This is a genomic window from Pseudoalteromonas sp. SR44-5 (assembly GCF_014163675.1).
Taxonomy (GTDB): Bacteria; Pseudomonadota; Gammaproteobacteria; order Enterobacterales; family Alteromonadaceae; genus Pseudoalteromonas; species Pseudoalteromonas rhizosphaerae.
In genome coordinates this window covers 60,320-75,637 of record NZ_JACJDT010000010.1, presented here as the reverse complement: position 1 = coordinate 75,637, position 15,318 = coordinate 60,320, and the positions used below count along the sequence as shown (strand labels likewise).

General features: G+C 41.1%; 17 protein-coding genes, 7 tRNA genes and 1 pseudogene. 10 read left to right on the top strand and 15 right to left on the bottom strand.

What is annotated here, in order from left to right:
• Window positions 1–147 precede the first annotated feature (147 nt).
• The 9 genes from H5154_RS07930 to dnaQ all read right to left on the bottom strand — a co-directional run bounded on the left by H5154_RS07930 (window position 148) and on the right by dnaQ (window position 3,111).
• Window positions 148–224: transfer RNA gene (locus H5154_RS07930), tRNA-Asp, on the bottom strand.
• A 54-nt stretch (window positions 225–278) separates the two neighbouring features.
• Window positions 279–355: transfer RNA gene (locus H5154_RS07925), tRNA-Asp, on the bottom strand.
• Window positions 356–392: 37 nt separating this feature from the next.
• A tRNA-Asp gene (locus tag H5154_RS07920) sits at window positions 393–469 on the bottom strand.
• Window positions 470–507: 38 nt separating this feature from the next.
• A tRNA-Asp gene (locus H5154_RS07915) sits at window positions 508–584 on the bottom strand.
• 31 nt (window positions 585–615) lie between these two features.
• Window positions 616–692, bottom strand: a tRNA-Asp gene (locus H5154_RS07910).
• A 41-nt stretch (window positions 693–733) separates the two neighbouring features.
• A tRNA-Asp gene (locus H5154_RS07905) sits at window positions 734–810 on the bottom strand.
• Between the two features lie 27 nt (window positions 811–837).
• Window positions 838–914: transfer RNA gene (locus H5154_RS07900), tRNA-Asp, on the bottom strand.
• A 98-nt stretch (window positions 915–1,012) separates the two neighbouring features.
• On the bottom strand, window positions 1,013–2,356 hold the full coding sequence (locus tag H5154_RS07895; protein WP_404936184.1) for a TIGR03503 family protein: 1,344 nt from the start codon (window positions 2,354–2,356) through the stop codon (window positions 1,013–1,015).
• 41 nt (window positions 2,357–2,397) lie between these two features.
• The gene (gene dnaQ, locus H5154_RS07890) at window positions 2,398–3,111 is read right to left on the bottom strand and encodes a DNA polymerase III subunit epsilon (protein WP_182717952.1); all 714 of its coding nucleotides are present in this window, start codon (window positions 3,109–3,111) and stop codon (window positions 2,398–2,400) included.
• Window positions 3,112–3,179: 68 nt separating this feature from the next.
• Here dnaQ and rnhA point away from each other — a divergent pair, with 68 nt between their 5' ends.
• Window positions 3,180–3,647 (top strand): ribonuclease HI, encoded by a 468-nt coding sequence (rnhA, locus tag H5154_RS07885; RefSeq protein ID WP_145241653.1) that lies wholly within the window; start codon window positions 3,180–3,182, stop codon window positions 3,645–3,647.
• An 85-nt stretch (window positions 3,648–3,732) separates the two neighbouring features.
• A complete protein-coding gene (locus H5154_RS07880; protein ID WP_182717951.1) occupies window positions 3,733–4,596 on the top strand; it encodes an MBL fold metallo-hydrolase in 864 nt (287 codons plus the stop codon).
• Here the strand turns inward: H5154_RS07880 and H5154_RS07875 are convergent.
• Window positions 4,567–5,325, bottom strand: a complete 759-nt coding sequence (locus H5154_RS07875) for a class I SAM-dependent methyltransferase (RefSeq protein WP_145241649.1) — start codon at window positions 5,323–5,325, stop codon at window positions 4,567–4,569. The genes H5154_RS07880 and H5154_RS07875 overlap by 30 nt on opposite strands.
• 52 nt (window positions 5,326–5,377) lie before the next feature.
• Between H5154_RS07875 and gloB the strand changes: the two genes are divergently transcribed.
• Window positions 5,378–6,163 (top strand): hydroxyacylglutathione hydrolase, encoded by a 786-nt coding sequence (gene gloB, locus H5154_RS07870; protein ID WP_182717950.1) that lies wholly within the window; start codon window positions 5,378–5,380, stop codon window positions 6,161–6,163.
• A 135-nt stretch (window positions 6,164–6,298) separates the two neighbouring features.
• Window positions 6,299–7,882 carry a LysM peptidoglycan-binding domain-containing protein gene (locus tag H5154_RS07865; RefSeq protein WP_149982931.1) on the top strand — a complete coding sequence of 528 codons (1,584 nt, stop codon included), beginning with the start codon at window positions 6,299–6,301 and terminating at the stop codon, window positions 7,880–7,882.
• A 50-nt stretch (window positions 7,883–7,932) separates the two neighbouring features.
• On the opposite strand, the gene H5154_RS07860 is transcribed toward H5154_RS07865, so the two are convergent.
• The 3 genes and pseudogenes from H5154_RS07860 to H5154_RS23630 form a co-directional block, all read right to left on the bottom strand.
• Window positions 7,933–8,382: a flavodoxin gene (locus tag H5154_RS07860; protein ID WP_149982930.1), complete on the bottom strand. Its 450-nt coding sequence runs from the start codon at window positions 8,380–8,382 to the stop codon at window positions 7,933–7,935.
• Window positions 8,382–9,146 (bottom strand): tRNA pseudouridine(65) synthase TruC, encoded by a 765-nt coding sequence (truC, locus tag H5154_RS07855; RefSeq protein WP_310736236.1) that lies wholly within the window; start codon window positions 9,144–9,146, stop codon window positions 8,382–8,384. Before truC ends, H5154_RS07860 begins: the two co-directional genes overlap by 1 nt.
• Window positions 9,147–9,176: 30 nt before the next feature.
• Window positions 9,177–9,464, bottom strand: a pseudogene (locus H5154_RS23630) (YqcC family protein); the annotation flags it as partial.
• A 103-nt stretch (window positions 9,465–9,567) separates the two neighbouring features.
• On the opposite strand from H5154_RS23630, the gene H5154_RS07850 reads away from it, so the two are divergent.
• Window positions 9,568–10,596, top strand: coding sequence for a DUF3549 family protein (locus H5154_RS07850; protein ID WP_182717948.1), 1,029 nt, complete (start codon window positions 9,568–9,570; stop codon window positions 10,594–10,596).
• A complete protein-coding gene (locus H5154_RS07845; RefSeq protein WP_145241637.1) occupies window positions 10,597–10,896 on the top strand; it encodes a DUF3301 domain-containing protein in 300 nt (99 codons plus the stop codon). It abuts the gene before it with no gap.
• Window positions 10,897–11,618: 722 nt separating this feature from the next.
• Here the strand turns inward: H5154_RS07845 and H5154_RS07840 are convergent.
• Window positions 11,619–12,260 (bottom strand): GNAT family N-acetyltransferase, encoded by a 642-nt coding sequence (locus H5154_RS07840; RefSeq protein ID WP_182717947.1) that lies wholly within the window; start codon window positions 12,258–12,260, stop codon window positions 11,619–11,621.
• 144 nt (window positions 12,261–12,404) lie between these two features.
• On the opposite strand from H5154_RS07840, the gene H5154_RS07835 reads away from it, so the two are divergent.
• The 3 genes from H5154_RS07835 (at window position 12,405) to H5154_RS07825 (ending at window position 13,782) form a co-directional block, all read left to right on the top strand.
• Window positions 12,405–12,638 (top strand): DUF2789 domain-containing protein, encoded by a 234-nt coding sequence (locus H5154_RS07835; RefSeq protein ID WP_149982926.1) that lies wholly within the window; start codon window positions 12,405–12,407, stop codon window positions 12,636–12,638.
• A gap of 89 nt (window positions 12,639–12,727) precedes the next feature.
• Window positions 12,728–12,991, top strand: coding sequence for a hypothetical protein (locus H5154_RS07830; protein ID WP_149982925.1), 264 nt, complete (start codon window positions 12,728–12,730; stop codon window positions 12,989–12,991).
• A gap of 17 nt (window positions 12,992–13,008) precedes the next feature.
• The gene (locus tag H5154_RS07825; protein ID WP_149982924.1) at window positions 13,009–13,782 is read left to right on the top strand and encodes a Zn-ribbon-containing protein; all 774 of its coding nucleotides are present in this window, start codon (window positions 13,009–13,011) and stop codon (window positions 13,780–13,782) included.
• 40 nt (window positions 13,783–13,822) lie between these two features.
• Here the strand turns inward: H5154_RS07825 and syd are convergent, their stop codons facing one another.
• Window positions 13,823–14,362 carry a SecY-interacting protein gene (syd, locus tag H5154_RS07820; protein WP_182717946.1) on the bottom strand — a complete coding sequence of 180 codons (540 nt, stop codon included), beginning with the start codon at window positions 14,360–14,362 and terminating at the stop codon, window positions 13,823–13,825.
• Window positions 14,363–14,421: 59 nt separating this feature from the next.
• On the opposite strand from syd, the gene queF reads away from it, so the two are divergent.
• On the top strand, window positions 14,422–15,267 hold the full coding sequence (gene queF / locus H5154_RS07815; RefSeq protein ID WP_182717945.1) for an NADPH-dependent 7-cyano-7-deazaguanine reductase QueF: 846 nt from the start codon (window positions 14,422–14,424) through the stop codon (window positions 15,265–15,267).
• Window positions 15,268–15,318: the final 51 nt, after the last annotated feature.

The window sequence follows — 15,318 nt, the reverse complement described above, 5'->3', positions numbered from 1 at the left end:
TGTAATTCTGATCAAGATTGCAGGTTTTATTATGTTCTTTGTCAAGTTCAGATAAGATAACTGATAGCTGATAGCTGATAGCAAAAGGTGTTTTATGCAAAAATTTATATAAGGATTTTATAAGCTTGTTATTGAGGAAATAACAAGTGGCGGAGTGGACGGGACTCGAACCCGCGACCCCCGGCGTGACAGGCCGGTATTCTAACCAACTGAACTACCACTCCGCAGTGGTATGTGCATGGGGTAATGCACTTACTAATTTTATTACTGATATCAAGTGGCGGAGTGGACGGGACTCGAACCCGCGACCCCCGGCGTGACAGGCCGGTATTCTAACCAACTGAACTACCACTCCGCAGAGATATCATTATACTTGTTATTACTTAATTTGTTGGCGGAGTGGACGGGACTCGAACCCGCGACCCCCGGCGTGACAGGCCGGTATTCTAACCAACTGAACTACCACTCCAGCATACAAATTTTGTAATATAACATTGTTTAAATAGTTGGCGGAGTGGACGGGACTCGAACCCGCGACCCCCGGCGTGACAGGCCGGTATTCTAACCAACTGAACTACCACTCCAGCGCATATTTAAACTGTTATTTTTTCTTATTGGCGGAGTGGACGGGACTCGAACCCGCGACCCCCGGCGTGACAGGCCGGTATTCTAACCAACTGAACTACCACTCCATAATAAGAATATGTTTTACAACCATATGTTGTGTAAGTGTTGGCGGAGTGGACGGGACTCGAACCCGCGACCCCCGGCGTGACAGGCCGGTATTCTAACCAACTGAACTACCACTCCAGCGTGTACTTACAAATTGTCGAAAATTGGCGGAGTGGACGGGACTCGAACCCGCGACCCCCGGCGTGACAGGCCGGTATTCTAACCAACTGAACTACCACTCCACATTTTCGTTGCTGTCTGAGTCTCCCCTGACAGCGGCGTGAATAATACGAACCAACCCCTACTTCGTCAAGGGCTTTTTTGTTTTTTTACAGGTTTTTTAGTCATCTGACATCGAAAGGTTTAAAATTTCACCGGATCTATCACTTTTTGAACCATTTTTGTCGAGTTCTTTTTTTTCATTACTTTGCGGCTCATTTTCAACTGCTGTTTTTTTCTTCAAAAATGGTAAGTTGATTTTCGGCATGATTGATTTTTTCTGCACAAATACACGAATTGCTAACCAACCCAACAGCAAAACCAGTAAATTCCCGCCAACAATTAAACTAATAAATGTAATTGTTGCCATTGATTCGGCTTCCTTAGCAACTCTTTCTATTTCTTGTTGCTGTGCTGGGGTAATAATTGGTGCTGGTAATTCAGGCACCACTTCAATTGGCCGCTCGATTTCAAATTTATAGGTCGGTAAAGTTGCCATAAATTCACGGCCATTCACATTAGTGCCAAAAACAGACAGTTCAACACTGTATCGCCCCCAATCATAATTTTTAATCGTCAGCTGGCGGGTCAAACTGTTTTTAGCATCAAGCGTAAACATTTGATCTTCATTATTGGGATAATAAATTTTACCTTGGATCAATACCGTCTCTGGTTGCACTATTTGGTTATCGAGGGTAATAGTTAAATGATGTTCTTGCAGGTCATCTTCGGCTAAGGCGATTTCATAACTAAAGGGGGGTTCTTTAACTTCGATAAGATCTTGCACCACGGTGCGCTTTAATAATGGGGTTTCAATATATAGCTCTGGTCGCCATTGTCCGGCTGGGAAAACTAATTTAAATTCACCGGTAAAAATACCATCTTTAGGGCGCTCATCGAAACCACGGCCATCGTCTTTAAATTCAGCAACATTCTGAGTGCCAGCGCCAAAGTTTGCAAAGTCACTGTTATTGGTGCTAATAAAGTCAACATTTAAACTGACCACATCCCGAAACAAGCCCACTTGAATCGGCTCACCATCATTTAGTATTTGCCCTGTAATTTTAACTGTTTCGCCACGAAACAGTAATGGGGGTAATGGTTCGGCTTGTAATTCTACTTCTCCTAACACCACAATCCGGCTTTTCGGCAAAATACTACCAACGACCTGCCAAGGCCCAGGCATTGGCTGCTTAATAGTAATCAGATCATAACTTAGCTCATCAAACCATTGTAGGTTGTCATCTTTTCTCGCCGAGGTTGCATAATATTTACTGCCATCGGGTTTTACCAATACCACTGCTGGTGCACCGGGCTTGCGAAAAAATAATAAGGTGATTTCGTCAACTTTATAATCAATACGAAAACGATTTTCCAGTAAAGGAATTTCATTTTGCCGCCCATCGCGCTGCAGTAAGGTTATTTTATCTTCATTTGTTGCACTGCTGGTGTTTGGTAACATCATAACCAAACACACAACTAACATTATGCTTCTCATGTTTTGCCTTATTCGGCGCGCCATATACATTGACCACCGGCTTCGTTGACTATATTTAATCGCTCTTCGTGAGCGAGTTGCTCATCATTATTGGCTTGTAAGACCACCAGCGGTGGACGGTTTGAATCTAAACGACGCAGTTCTTTTTGTTGTTGCTCACTGCCTTGATTTTTATTTTGATTAAGATTGAGCTTTACCTGCCCCCCCGTCATCGCTAAATAAACGTCAGCTAAGATCTCAGAATCCAGTAGTGCGCCGTGTAAGGTACGCTTAGCGTTATCTACATCATAACGCCGGCATAACGCATCTAAGTTATTCTTCTGTCCTGGATGCAAGTCACGCGCCATTTTGAGGGTGTCGAGAACTTGGCAGTAATCATGGGTTCTTTGATAACCTTGATTGAGTAACGCAAATTCATTATCCATATGACCGACATCGAACGGCGCATTATGAATTACCAGCTCCGCCCCTCTAATATAGTCGAGAAACTCTTGAGCTATTTGATGGAATAACGGTTTATCACGTAAAAACTCATTAGTGATACCATGAACATCAATGGCTTCTTCGTCACTTTTGCGCTGTGGGTTGATATAAACGTGAAAGTTATTGCCGGTTAAACGACGATTCACTAATTCCACACAGCCAATTTCAATAATACGATGCCCTTGTTTAGGGTCGATGCCGGTGGTTTCTGTATCTAAAACTATTTGTCTACGTGCCATATCGAATTTAGCCTGACTCTGGTATCTTTCTATAATCACTTTATTGTACATAAGATCAAGGGAAAACAGTGCAAAAAACCGTAGAGATTTACACCGATGGCTCATGTTTAGGTAATCCGGGCCCCGGCGGTTATGGTATTTTTATGTTTTATAATGACCACGAAAAAAAATTAAGCCAAGGCTATACCCTCACCACCAATAATCGAATGGAAATGCTCGCAGCAATTGTTGCTCTTGAGAGTTTAAACCGCCCGTGTGAGATAAACCTCACCACCGACAGCCAATACGTGAAACAAGGTATTGAATCATGGCTTGCTAACTGGAAGAAGCGAGGCTGGAAAACGGCTGCTAAAAAACCAGTTAAAAATGTCGATTTATGGCAGCGTCTTGATGCAGCCTGCGCCCGTCATAATGTGACTTGGAAGTGGGTAAAAGGTCATAGCGGCAATAAATACAATGAAATTGTTGATGATTTGGCGCGTGATGCCGCTGGCAGTAAAGATTTATTAGTCGATGAAGGTTACAACCCTGAATAATATTAGTAGGTAATTCATCATAAACCATTTAACAACTTAGTTATATGATATAAGCTTTGGATATATTAAATAATGGAGTTGTTAAATGGCTATCTCGATCGAGTCTTTTTTTCATCAGCAAAGTGCTACCTTTACTTATTTAGTGTCTTGCCAAACCACTAAATCTGCCATGTTGATCGATGCCCCTGCTGACTTTGATGCTGCTAGCTGTACGTTAAGTTTTCAAACCGCCGACGAGATCATTGCCCATATAAACGATAACCAACTTATTCTTGAGTGGGTTTTAGAAAGCCACGCCCATGCAGATCACATTACTGCCGCCAGTTATATAAAGCAGCAACTTGCGGCATATCATCCTTGCAAGTTAGCAACCGGTAAAAAAATAATACAAGTGCAGGAGCATTTTAGCCGCCTGTATAATATTGATATGCCATGTGATGGTAGCCCATTTGAACAGCTATTTACTGATAACGAGCATTTTGCACTGGGCGCACACAAGGTTACTGTATTAGCGACACCAGGCCATACTCCAGACAGTGTGTGTTATTTAATTGAAGGCAACTTGTTTGTTGGTGACACATTTTTTATGCCCGATAGCGGTACTGCACGCTGTGATTTCCCAGGTGGCAGTGCCAAAACGCTTTATCAGTCACTGCAACGTATTTTAGCCCTGCCCGATGAAACTATTTTATGGATGTGCCACGACTATCAGCCGGGTGATCGCCCGCTTGCCAACAAAACATCGGTACTCGAGCAGCGCACCAGTAATATTCATCTACAAGCCTCTGAGCAAGATTACATAACAACCCGTAGCGCCCGTGATGCAACACTCAGTGCGCCTAAATTATTGAACCCAGCAATACAAATGAATATTCGCGCAGGCCAATTACCAAAAGCACAGCAAAACAGTCAGCGTTATTTAACGCTTCCGCTCACAGTGTTGCTTTGAGGTTTGCCGTAAACCCGCTCCTTTTACTGGAGCAAACTGTGGACGAGCGTGCCATTTAGGCTTTATGGGTGTCAAAGGCGCAACTCGTTTACGAGCGACCAACATATACACACTTCCCATGGGTTTTAGATATTGCTTGGTAAAACGTCGCCATGGCGCAAACCGCGATAAACGGTTGCCTCGTGCTAATGACGAATAAATAAAACGTTCATCACTGACTATTTCAAAACCTAATAGGTTAAGCCAATCTTTTACTCGTGCGGGAGTGAAAAAGCGTCCCGTCCATGGCAACTTTTGACCGCTAAAGGGCAACAATTGCGCCAGTCCACATAAACTAAATGGGTTAAACCCGGTGATCACCATATAGCCACCTGGTATTAAGGTGCGGTGTGCTTCACGTAATATATGATGCGGATCGGTGTGATACTCTAAGCAATGGCTTAATATACAGGCATCAACACTGTGCTCGTAAAAAGGGAGTTCATCTATATCGGCAACAACACCTGTAAATGGTCCTGACTCTGCTACGCAGACTTGGTGTTTAATGGTGCTTTTACTGGTATTAAGTTCGCCACTGAGATTACCGAGTTTTAACATGTGATAGCCAAACATTCGCGGTAACCACTTGGCCATTTTACGTTCTATATCACTACGTAAATAGTCACCATGAGGAAACTCTTGCCACGACAGTGGTTTGGGTCCTTCTTGAAAACTAAGGGCTGGTTTCATACGCTGAGCTCGTTATACTGTTTGATATCGTCACTTTATAGAGCAATGTCACATGGTGCAAGTCAAAGCAATTAAAGCCTTTTCTGATAATTACATTTGGTGCCTTAGCGACCCTACAAGTTCGCAAGCATGGGTAGTTGACCCAGGTCAAGCTGAACCAGTGTTAACTTATTTAAACCAAGCAGGTTTGACCTTAGCGGGTATTTTAGTTACCCATCATCATTATGATCATACTGATGGCGTAGCCACTTTGTGTGAAAAATTTGTAGGTATTGATGTATACGGCCCACACAATAGTCCATTTAAAGGGATCACAAAACCATTAATGGACGCGGATAAGATAACCGTACTTGGGACAGAATTTTCCATCATAACAACACCTGGACATACCTTAGATCATATTTGTTACCTTAACCCTAATTTAGCATTTACTGGCGACACTCTTTTTAGCGGTGGCTGTGGGCGTTTATTTGAAGGAACCGCTGAGCAGATGCAGCACTCTTTTGATAAATTAAAAAAATTACCGCCTGAATGTGAAATTTATTGTACCCATGAATACACGCAGTCAAATTTAGCTTTTGCGTTGGCGGTGGAACCTAGCAACCGCGATTTAATTGAGTACGCACAGTGGGTAGATATTCAGCGTCAAAATAATCAAATTACCTTACCAAGTACACTCGCATTAGAGCTAAAAATAAACCCATTTATGCGAACTGATATTACTGGAATACTAAAGCGCTTACCTGAAACATATAATCCGAGTACAAAAAACACCTTACAAAATAATGAACCTTGGCAAAACTTTGCAGGTCTTAGAATCTGGAAAGACCATTTTTAAAAAACAATCTAATAATAATCAAGCAATTAAATTTTTAGATAGTTGATTATTACGATTTTAGATAGTCAAAAAGTGGCAATGTTATCTCATTACAGGTAGTATTCGCCGAGTTTTTTACCTGATGCATTGGTATTTATGAATAAATCCCCCCTTGTTTTAGCCTTAGCACTAGTGCTAAGTGGATGTCAAACATTAACATCAACACAACCTGATGACCTAGTTGCTAATCACCCAGAACAATCGCAACTTGAAGGCGCAAGCCCAAATGATATTAGCGAAGCGTTGATGATCAATGCGCAATATCACCAAGTAAATGATGTAGATGAAGCACCTATTTTTGATGATGTATGGGAGCGTATTCGTTATCAACTATCGATTGAAGTCCCGCAAAATCGCCCTGTCGTCACTGAGCGTAATTACTACGCAAGACACCAAGCTTATTTAGACCGTATTTCAAAACGTGCTGAGCCTTATCTACATTTTATTGTAGAAGAAATTGAAAAACGCGATATGCCAATCGAAATTGCATTGCTGCCGATTGTTGAAAGTGCCTTTGATCCATTTGGCTACTCATACCGCAGTGCATCAGGTATTTGGCAATTTATGCCACAAACTGGTGAGCGTTTTGATTTAAAGCAAAACTGGTGGTACGACGGTCGTCGTGACATTGTACAATCAACCCGTGCGGCGCTTGATTATCTATCTTATTTACATAAAACCTTAGAGGGTGATTGGCTCAACGCCATCGCGGCCTATAACTCAGGTGAAGGGCGTTTATTACGCGCCATAAAAAAGAACCGTAAAAAGCACTTGCCTACTGATTTTTGGTCTCTTGATTTACCCAGTGAAACCACCACCTACGTACCAAAACTATTAGCATTATCAGACTTATTAAAACGCCAAGATGACTTTGGGATAAAGTGGAACCCGATTATCAATGCACAAGTTGTTGAAGCGGTTGATGTAGGTTCACAAATTGATTTAGCACTGGCCGCGGATATGGCTGATATTAGCCTGACTGAATTATATCGTTTAAATCCAGGTTTTAATCGCTGGGCAACGGATCCAAATGGTCCTCACTTTTTATTATTACCAACAGATAAAGTTGAGCAGTTTCAACAATTATTAGCTAAAACAGCGATGAAAGATCGTCTGCGTTGGCAACAATATATTGTCGCAAGCGGTGACAGTTTATCGGTGATTGCGAAAAAGTTTGCCACCAGCACCAGTGCTATCAAATCACTCAATAAACTAAAGTCAAATACCATTCGTATTGGTCAGCAATTATTAGTGCCGTTAAGTGACGGTGCAATCAATAGTAAACACTTACCAAAGCAAATGCGTATGGCGGTGAATAACAATAGTCAAAAGAAGCTCTCGCATACGGTTAAAAATGGCGATACTTTATGGGATATAAGCCGAGAGTACGATGTAACCATTAATGAACTCGCTAGCTGGAATAAACTTAAAAAGAATAGTGTGTTACGTTTAGGACAAAAGTTAACGGTTTATCAGAGCCCTAAGACCCCTCAGGCGGCGTTAGCCAGTACCAATCGAACAATCACCTATAAAGTTCGCCGTGGTGACTCTCTGGCTCGCATCGCAGCTAAGTTTAATTTAACAGTCAACGATATTATCAAATGGAATGACTTATCAGGACAAAAATACTTACAACCAGGACAAAAGTTAAAGCTTAAAGTGGATGTGAAAAGCACCTAAACGAAGTTATACAGATAATAAAAAAGAGCGTTTTCGCTCTTTTTTATTATCTACTGAGGTAACTTAGCTAACCACTCTTGGAGCCATGGCTGAGTTACTGGCCAAGGTTCAAAATCTTCACAGGCATCGATTTCTAAACGATGACCGATAGGTTGTGCTTGTAAGTCACGAAATAACTCATCAAAACTTCGCCCTGCGCCACAAAACGTATCACCATAACTTCGGTCGCCCATGGCGATAATACCGTATGGCTTAGCAGTTAACATAGGAAAAGTGCTATTCAACTCGTTAAAAAAACCAGCAAGGTTGTCAGGAATATCACCTTGTCCGGTGGTCGAGGTGATCACTAAAATATGTGTGGCTTGCTGAATATCTGCAATGGTTGGTTGATCAACTAAATTTACGCTGTGCCCTGCTTGTTCTATTGCGTCAATAACGTCGTCACTTAAACGCTCGGCACCACCATAAACACTGCCTACAAATATGCTAATAGTTGCCATTAATAATCCTTCTCTTGATGTGGCCAGCCAAGCTGTTGACAAATAGTGAGCATTGCTTCACCTAGCGGCGCTTTAATATTGATTTGTTGTTGAGTATAAGGGTGCACAAAATTAAGCTCAGTTGCAAATAACATTAATCGACGTAATGCAAAATGCTCTCTAAAAAATTGGTTATGCTGATTATCACCATGATTAACATCACCAATAATAGGCAGTGATAAATGTTTTAAGTGACGGCGGATTTGATGCTTACGACCAGTTTTAGGAAAGCACTCCACCAGCGAATAGCGCACTGTTGGGTATTTATCAATTGGTATCGGTAACATTGCTTGCTGCAAGCAGTTAAACTGAGTTTGTGCCTCTTGTGGGGCTTTATTTTGATCAGCAAACTTATCCGCAATTTTATCCAGCTGTTCTTTTAGTGGTTTATCTAAAAACACCGACTCCGGCGCAAAACCACGCACTAACGCGAGATAACGTTTCGAGATTTGATTATCAATAAATAACTGATTAATGTCCCGTGCAGCTTCAGAGCTCAATGCAAACAGTAACACACCTGATGTTGGCCTATCTAAACGATGCACAGGGAACACATGCTGGCCAATTTGATCGCGCAGCATCTGCATCGCAAATTGTGTTTCGTGTTTATCTAAAAATGATCGGTGTACTAATAAACCAGAAGGCTTATTAATTGCGATATAGTTTTCATCACGGTACAAAATTTCAAGCTCGCCAAACTCAACGGGGGCTGGACGTTCATTCACTATTACTTCTCTTCCTAATAACTTATCAAGCTGAGCTAATAATTGCATCACAGCTGCACCACCATTTTTTTGCGCTAACATGAGTTCAGCCATTGGCGCGATGGCAAAATTACTCGGTAACGGCTGCTGTTGAGCGACTAACATTTGCATTTTTTCAATAAATACAAATTGTAACCACTGCTCAAACGCCATAGTATCGTGACAAAATGGCACTGTTGAGTTTAACGCTTGCGGATCAATTGGAGTATTTTGCCAAAGTTGATGCTGTTTTAATAAGTCTTCGAGTTGCGTTAAGTAAGTTTGGGTCTGTTGGTACATAACCACCCTTGTTGATTATCATTGCTTGATTATACCCTGTTCCAACATGGCCTGCTATGGCGTATAATTTAACGAATTTTGCAGTAAAAATCAGTGGATCATTATGACCGAGCAGATCGCAACCTTAGGGCAATTACTTGATGGCGCAGGCACAAATTGGCGCGTTTTTGATATTGGCAGACATATTACCAAGCTAGATAAAAAGCAATTTTTAGCCATTGAGCAAGCACAGATCCCCTATCCTTTCCCGCTCGCAGGCCATGCATGGTTAGCTATTCAGTTTTGGGATAGCAAAGCCAGTAGCGAGCCCTACGTGTGGTTTTTAAAGTTTCCAGTTGATGAGCAAAGCAAACTGGTATGCGCCAGTCGCGATCACTTTGCCAATATGGTGATAGAAGCACTTGGCAATGATTTGACCGGCGAGCAAGCCGACGGGAAGCTTGATAATAACCCATATGTGTTTACACCTAACGCAAATAAACTAGCTGCATTTAATGCACAGTTAAAAGTGTTATTAAAACAACCTGCCTCACAATATTATGAGTACACCCAACTGTATTTTAGTGGCAAACTAGGGTTTGATAATTGGCAAAGTGTTGCAGTACAGGGGATTGCTGATTTTGCATTACGCTTAGATAGCGATAAAAATCTAGCGTCATTACAACAAGCCTGGGAGCAACTGCCAGCTGAAGTGTTACAACCGCTCAGCGCAATGCTTGAACATGTTGAAATACCGCCGGTATTTAGTCAACAGTTGTTAAGCTACGCCCAGCAAGCCATTGCGCAAAAAGATACCTTAGCACTGTGTTGTGCCCTACGTGCAATGTCAAAAGCACAAGCGCAAACACTTACGGTACAATTAGTGGATACTCTTTTAGATTCAGAAATCGCCACAGAATCGGATGTTTTACTGACCATTGCAGGACGTTGTTTTAACTTGCTCACTGATCCCGAGCGGTTACATATTTTTATGGACAATTGCGCCCACCATCAGCAAATTGAAGAGCTTTTCCCAAGTATTTTTGCTGACTTAGTTGCAATACCGAGTATTCGACCACACCTATTAGGTTTACTTCGCAAAGAAAATCGCAGCGAAACTCTCGCGCGAGCAATTGGAAGGTTATTCTCGTAAATGGCAAGTTTATGGACATTCATTATCATTGGTGGTGTGATTTATCTTTTTTGGCTTAATCGTAAAGTTGCTGAAGCTGCCAACGCACACGCAAAACGTCAAAGCGACCAGCTACAAGTGCAATTAATGAGTGTCGCCTGCACTAAACGCCGCTTTGGCCTTTTAAAAAGCGGCAAACCTGGTATCAAAAGCGAGTTTATTTTTGAATTTTCCAGTGATGGTGAAAGCGTTTATCAAGGGGTGTTATTTATGGAAAATGAAATGCTGAAAAGCGTTTTAGTGCCGCCGCATAAGATTTAGTAGTGAGTTAGTGAGTTAGTGAGTTAGCAAGTTAGAAAGTTAGAAAGTTAGCAAGTTAGAAAGTTATCAGCGCACACTGATATTTAATCATTTCACGTTAACTATAAAAAACTAAGGCGTAACATATAGTTACGCCCCAATCTGACTTCGTCCATAATAAGGCATCCATACCTACGCCGAAGCTACCATTTTTATCTATCCCCTGAACGGGTATATATCCAAATACACCCTCACATTGCATCTATGCAATATCCTACACATCCTAGTGTTATCCTCTTTGCCTACCTGGCCGTCCTGCGTTTCCAAACGCTCCTATTACTTCCTGTAATATAATCCTTTGGGCTATCCTTATCATTAGCTCCGCTAATGTACCGCATCCTCGCAGTGTCCTAACTCATCCTTGCATCCGTGTTAACTTGTCCATTTGCTTCCTGCTAAGCATCTTGCTTAATTGCCATAATCCGTTTCCTTGGCAGCAGCTCATTCATTGAGTCTGTGTCGTCTTGACAAAGTAAAGTTTAAAGCAAAGTGGACTCAGCGGTAGTCATAAATAATAATAATTTTCATGTAACAAATTTGCAAAAACAATTTTTTTACTATAAAACAGTTTGTTACGATGAAATCAATCATGATCACAGCGATATAAAAGGCTTAAGCGCACGATAATGTGAGACATCTCCTACAGTGACATTTCCATTATGTCGCTTTATCTTAAATCAATGCTATTGAGCTGATTTAAATAGCAGTTCACCTTGTACATTGTTAAAAGTCAGTTGTTGTAAGTGCACAAAACCTTCACTGGCAAAAAACGCGGTATGTTTATCTTGGGTTACAAATACAGCCATACCCGATGCAGCTGGATTACCGCTAACTAAATCATTCAAGCCACGCAGTAGATGACGGCCGAGGCCTTCACCATGAAAATGAGGATCAACTGCAATAAAGGCTAAAAAATAGTAGTTTCCTTGTGCTGCGAGCGCATTACGGATCGTTTGCTCTTTTTCAATTAATTGGTTTGTTTGCAAATAGCCAGCACTAAGCATTAACTTTAAACGCCAGTGCCAATAGCGCTGTGCTTGCAGCTGACTTGATGATTCGAATACACACGCAACCGCTTTTAAACGATCATTTTTATATAAACCAATCAGCGGCTGTTTTTCTTGCCAAAAAGTACTGAGCTCTTCACGGATCAGAGCACGTAATTTTTTTTCATAAACGGCTTTATTCGCCTCACTATAATTGAGCATTGGTTGCAATAGCGGATCATCATGATAAGCTTGATAGATTAAGCTCGCAGCAATACTAATGTCTTCTGCAGCGATATATTGAACTCGAAATGTCTCATTTTCAGTCTCAACTGTCATAGCTAGTCCTTTTTATTATTTTGATTTTTGTACATCAACAACTATAGGTATATTCCTATCTGCGTTAAAAGGCAAATTCAGCGGGTGTTAAACTCTAACAACCCATCATAAAGTCCTATAACTGTTACCATCAAGGAGCATGACATGGATACCACTAAACACGATATCAATACATTATTCAAACAACTCGGCTTACCAAGCTCAGAGACTGAAATTGACACTTTCATTGCTGCTCATTCATTACCTGCCACAACATTATTACAAGACGCCCCTTTTTGGGATCAAGCACAACAACATTTTATTGCTGAATCATTAGCAGAAGATGGTGATTGGAGTGAAGTGATTGACGAACTGGATGTACGTTTACGTCAGCAGTAAAAGTATTTGGCTACGGCCAACCACCTGTTATTATACCCGGCGCAGCACATGTTAGTGCTATGCCTTACTTTAAAGAGTTTAAAAATCGAATGAATGCTGTTGTTTTTGATGCAATTAAAGCCCTTCTTGATGAAGGCAAAATTCCTACTGTAGCTTTAACTAAAAGTAAACTGACACAACCTATTCCATTGCCTGTTATTATTGCTGCTGTTAGCCAATATAAAAATAACCCTGATTCTATCCATAATTTAGCAAAACAACCTCAGCAAAAAAGTGAGACTGTAGACAACTCTAGTCAACTTGATCGCATCGAAGCAAAACTAGACCGCTTACTGGCACTACTTGAAAAATAATAAATTAGAGATCCATCATGTTTGTTGTTGATTTAACGTTTGATTGTTACCAAGATACGACCCTTGAAAATGCCGAACAAGCGATAAACCGCTTAGTTAATGCACTGCGCTTTAATGGGCAAATAATGGGAGAAGAATTCCCAACAGTATTAAAAGATGGCTACTTTGTAACGCGTGTTATGTGCCCCACTGATGATGCAATGCACCCGCTGAACAACAGTCCATTTGTAAAACACAGCATTGATAAATTACATAGCGCTGGATTGCTGGCACCAAAAGTAAAAGTGATCGGCCAAGATATTCACTCTAATGGTGCAGATGAGTGTCATGAGCCGTCCAGCTATATTTTATATACAACCTATGTGCATACATGTAGTCCGCTGTATTGCGGTGATGATTTTTTACCCGTTCCGTTATTTAAAATACCCGCGATTGCCAATGGTGATTATAAAACTTTAATAAAATGGCAAGAAGACTGGCAAGCTTGCGACCAAATTCAAATTAATGGTGCAACGCGTTGTGAATTTCCTGCATTAGATGAAATATCAAACATTGATAGCGATCTTTCTCGTCGCGGTAAAGATATTGCCAAACGTGTTAGCTTTTTAACTAAAAAGCCAGTTTATTATTATTTGTATCGGGTTGGTGGCAAAGACAAAGCATCTGAGCTTGAACGTAAATGCCCAGGCTGTAATAACGAGTGGAAGTTACCTGAATCATGGTTTGGCTTATTTGATTTTAGATGTGAACCATGTGGTTTAGTGTCTAATATATCGTGGGATTTTCAGTAATAAAAACAAAAGGGAACTGCAGTTCCCTTTTTTAGCATTGTTATATTTCAAGTGCTGCAATAAACTCTTCAAGATTAGCCGCTAAGGTATGATGCGGTTTCTTTCCGACATACTCTAAACATACTTCACCTGAAGAAATTAATACTGATACTAATAAGTCGTCTTGATCCGTTAGGCCTATAAATACCGTTGGCTCTTGCTTAAGCTTACGCTTCATCAATACATGCCCAGTTATATTTTGCTGCAGTAAATCAAAGTCATCTTCATTCCAAGCTTGCAGTAACTCCACGCTATGTTGGTTTATTTTGGCAGTAATTGCTCCAGCAAAAAACGCGCCATAATACTCATTCAGTGCTTGTGGAAATTCAACCTCAAGGGCTGCTGCTAAATCAGTTAAAGAGCCTGTAGGACTGCGACGCGTCGCCTGCCATTGGATCATACCATTTGCATCCGCACTGCCAACCTCACAAGGGCTTGACCAATCACTGTCGTGCTCAATACATGGTAATGAACCTGTTTGCTCTAAGTGGCGCTGGGCAAATCGTTGATGAAGTTGTTCTAATTCTGTAGCAATACTCATACTGTGAAACTCATAAGCTTTAGGTATAATGGCGCTATTGTAACTATAAAAGACGTAACATGACAGATTACAGCAATTCACCTGAACTAAAAGGCAGCGTACTTGGCCAGTCAACCGAGTATGTAGATACCTACACACCGAGCTTATTGTTTCCGATCGCACGTAAACTTAACCGCGATGATTTAAACATTGATGAAAGTGCCTTACCCTTTAAAGGTCAAGATCTTTGGACTGGCTATGAGCTGTCGTGGTTAAACGCAAAAGGTAAACCTGTGGTTGCCGTGGCCACCTTTGAATTTCCTTGTCAAAGTAGCCATATCATTGAATCAAAGTCTTTTAAGTTATATTTAAATAGCTTTAATCAAAGCCGTTTTGATTCAATTGATGACGTACAGGCTATTCTAACTGCGGATCTATCGACAGCAGTAGCAAAGCCCGTCAATGTTACTTTGTACAGCCCGAGTGATTATAACTGTTTACCCTGTACGCCGTTGCCTGGTGAGTGCATTGACGACTTAGACATTGAAATTGATAACTACCATTTACATGCTAACTCTTTACAAGCGGTCGCGACAAATACAGTGACTGAAACACTGCACAGTCACTTATTAAAATCTAATTGCTTGATCACCTCACAACCTGACTGGGCGAGTATTATTATTCGCTATACCGGTGAGCAAGTATGTAAAGAGTCTTTATTGCGGTATTTGATTTCTTTTCGTACTCATAATGAGTTTCATGAGCAATGTGTTGAGCGTATTTATTGTGACTTAATCACGCAATTGAAGATTACCAAGCTTGAAGTTTATGCCCGTTACACCCGACGTGGTGGCCTTGATATCAACCCATATCGATCCACAGATCACGATACAATACCATTTAACGTGAAAATAAACCGCCAATAATAGTCATTTTATTGTATAGAACCCCGAGCCCGCTCGGGGTTAATTTTCAAC

Coding starts and splice junctions, on each gene's coding strand:
- H5154_RS07895 (WP_404936184.1), bottom strand. CDS start 2,356: ATGATGTTACCAAACACCAGCAGTGCAACAAATGAAGATAAAATAACC.
- dnaQ (WP_182717952.1), bottom strand. CDS start 3,111: ATGGCACGTAGACAAATAGTTTTAGATACAGAAACCACCGGCATCGAC.
- H5154_RS07880 (WP_182717951.1), top strand. CDS start 3,733: ATGGCTATCTCGATCGAGTCTTTTTTTCATCAGCAAAGTGCTACCTTT.
- H5154_RS07875 (WP_145241649.1), bottom strand. CDS start 5,325: ATGAAACCAGCCCTTAGTTTTCAAGAAGGACCCAAACCACTGTCGTGG.
- gloB (WP_182717950.1), top strand. CDS start 5,378: ATGGTGCAAGTCAAAGCAATTAAAGCCTTTTCTGATAATTACATTTGG.
- H5154_RS07865 (WP_149982931.1), top strand. CDS start 6,299: ATGAATAAATCCCCCCTTGTTTTAGCCTTAGCACTAGTGCTAAGTGGA.
- H5154_RS07860 (WP_149982930.1), bottom strand. CDS start 8,382: ATGGCAACTATTAGCATATTTGTAGGCAGTGTTTATGGTGGTGCCGAG.
- H5154_RS07850 (WP_182717948.1), top strand. CDS start 9,568: ATGACCGAGCAGATCGCAACCTTAGGGCAATTACTTGATGGCGCAGGC.
- H5154_RS07845 (WP_145241637.1), top strand. CDS start 10,597: ATGGCAAGTTTATGGACATTCATTATCATTGGTGGTGTGATTTATCTT.
- H5154_RS07840 (WP_182717947.1), bottom strand. CDS start 12,260: ATGACAGTTGAGACTGAAAATGAGACATTTCGAGTTCAATATATCGCT.
- H5154_RS07835 (WP_149982926.1), top strand. CDS start 12,405: ATGGATACCACTAAACACGATATCAATACATTATTCAAACAACTCGGC.
- H5154_RS07830 (WP_149982925.1), top strand. CDS start 12,728: ATGAATGCTGTTGTTTTTGATGCAATTAAAGCCCTTCTTGATGAAGGC.
- H5154_RS07825 (WP_149982924.1), top strand. CDS start 13,009: ATGTTTGTTGTTGATTTAACGTTTGATTGTTACCAAGATACGACCCTT.
- syd (WP_182717946.1), bottom strand. CDS start 14,362: ATGAGTATTGCTACAGAATTAGAACAACTTCATCAACGATTTGCCCAG.
- queF (WP_182717945.1), top strand. CDS start 14,422: ATGACAGATTACAGCAATTCACCTGAACTAAAAGGCAGCGTACTTGGC.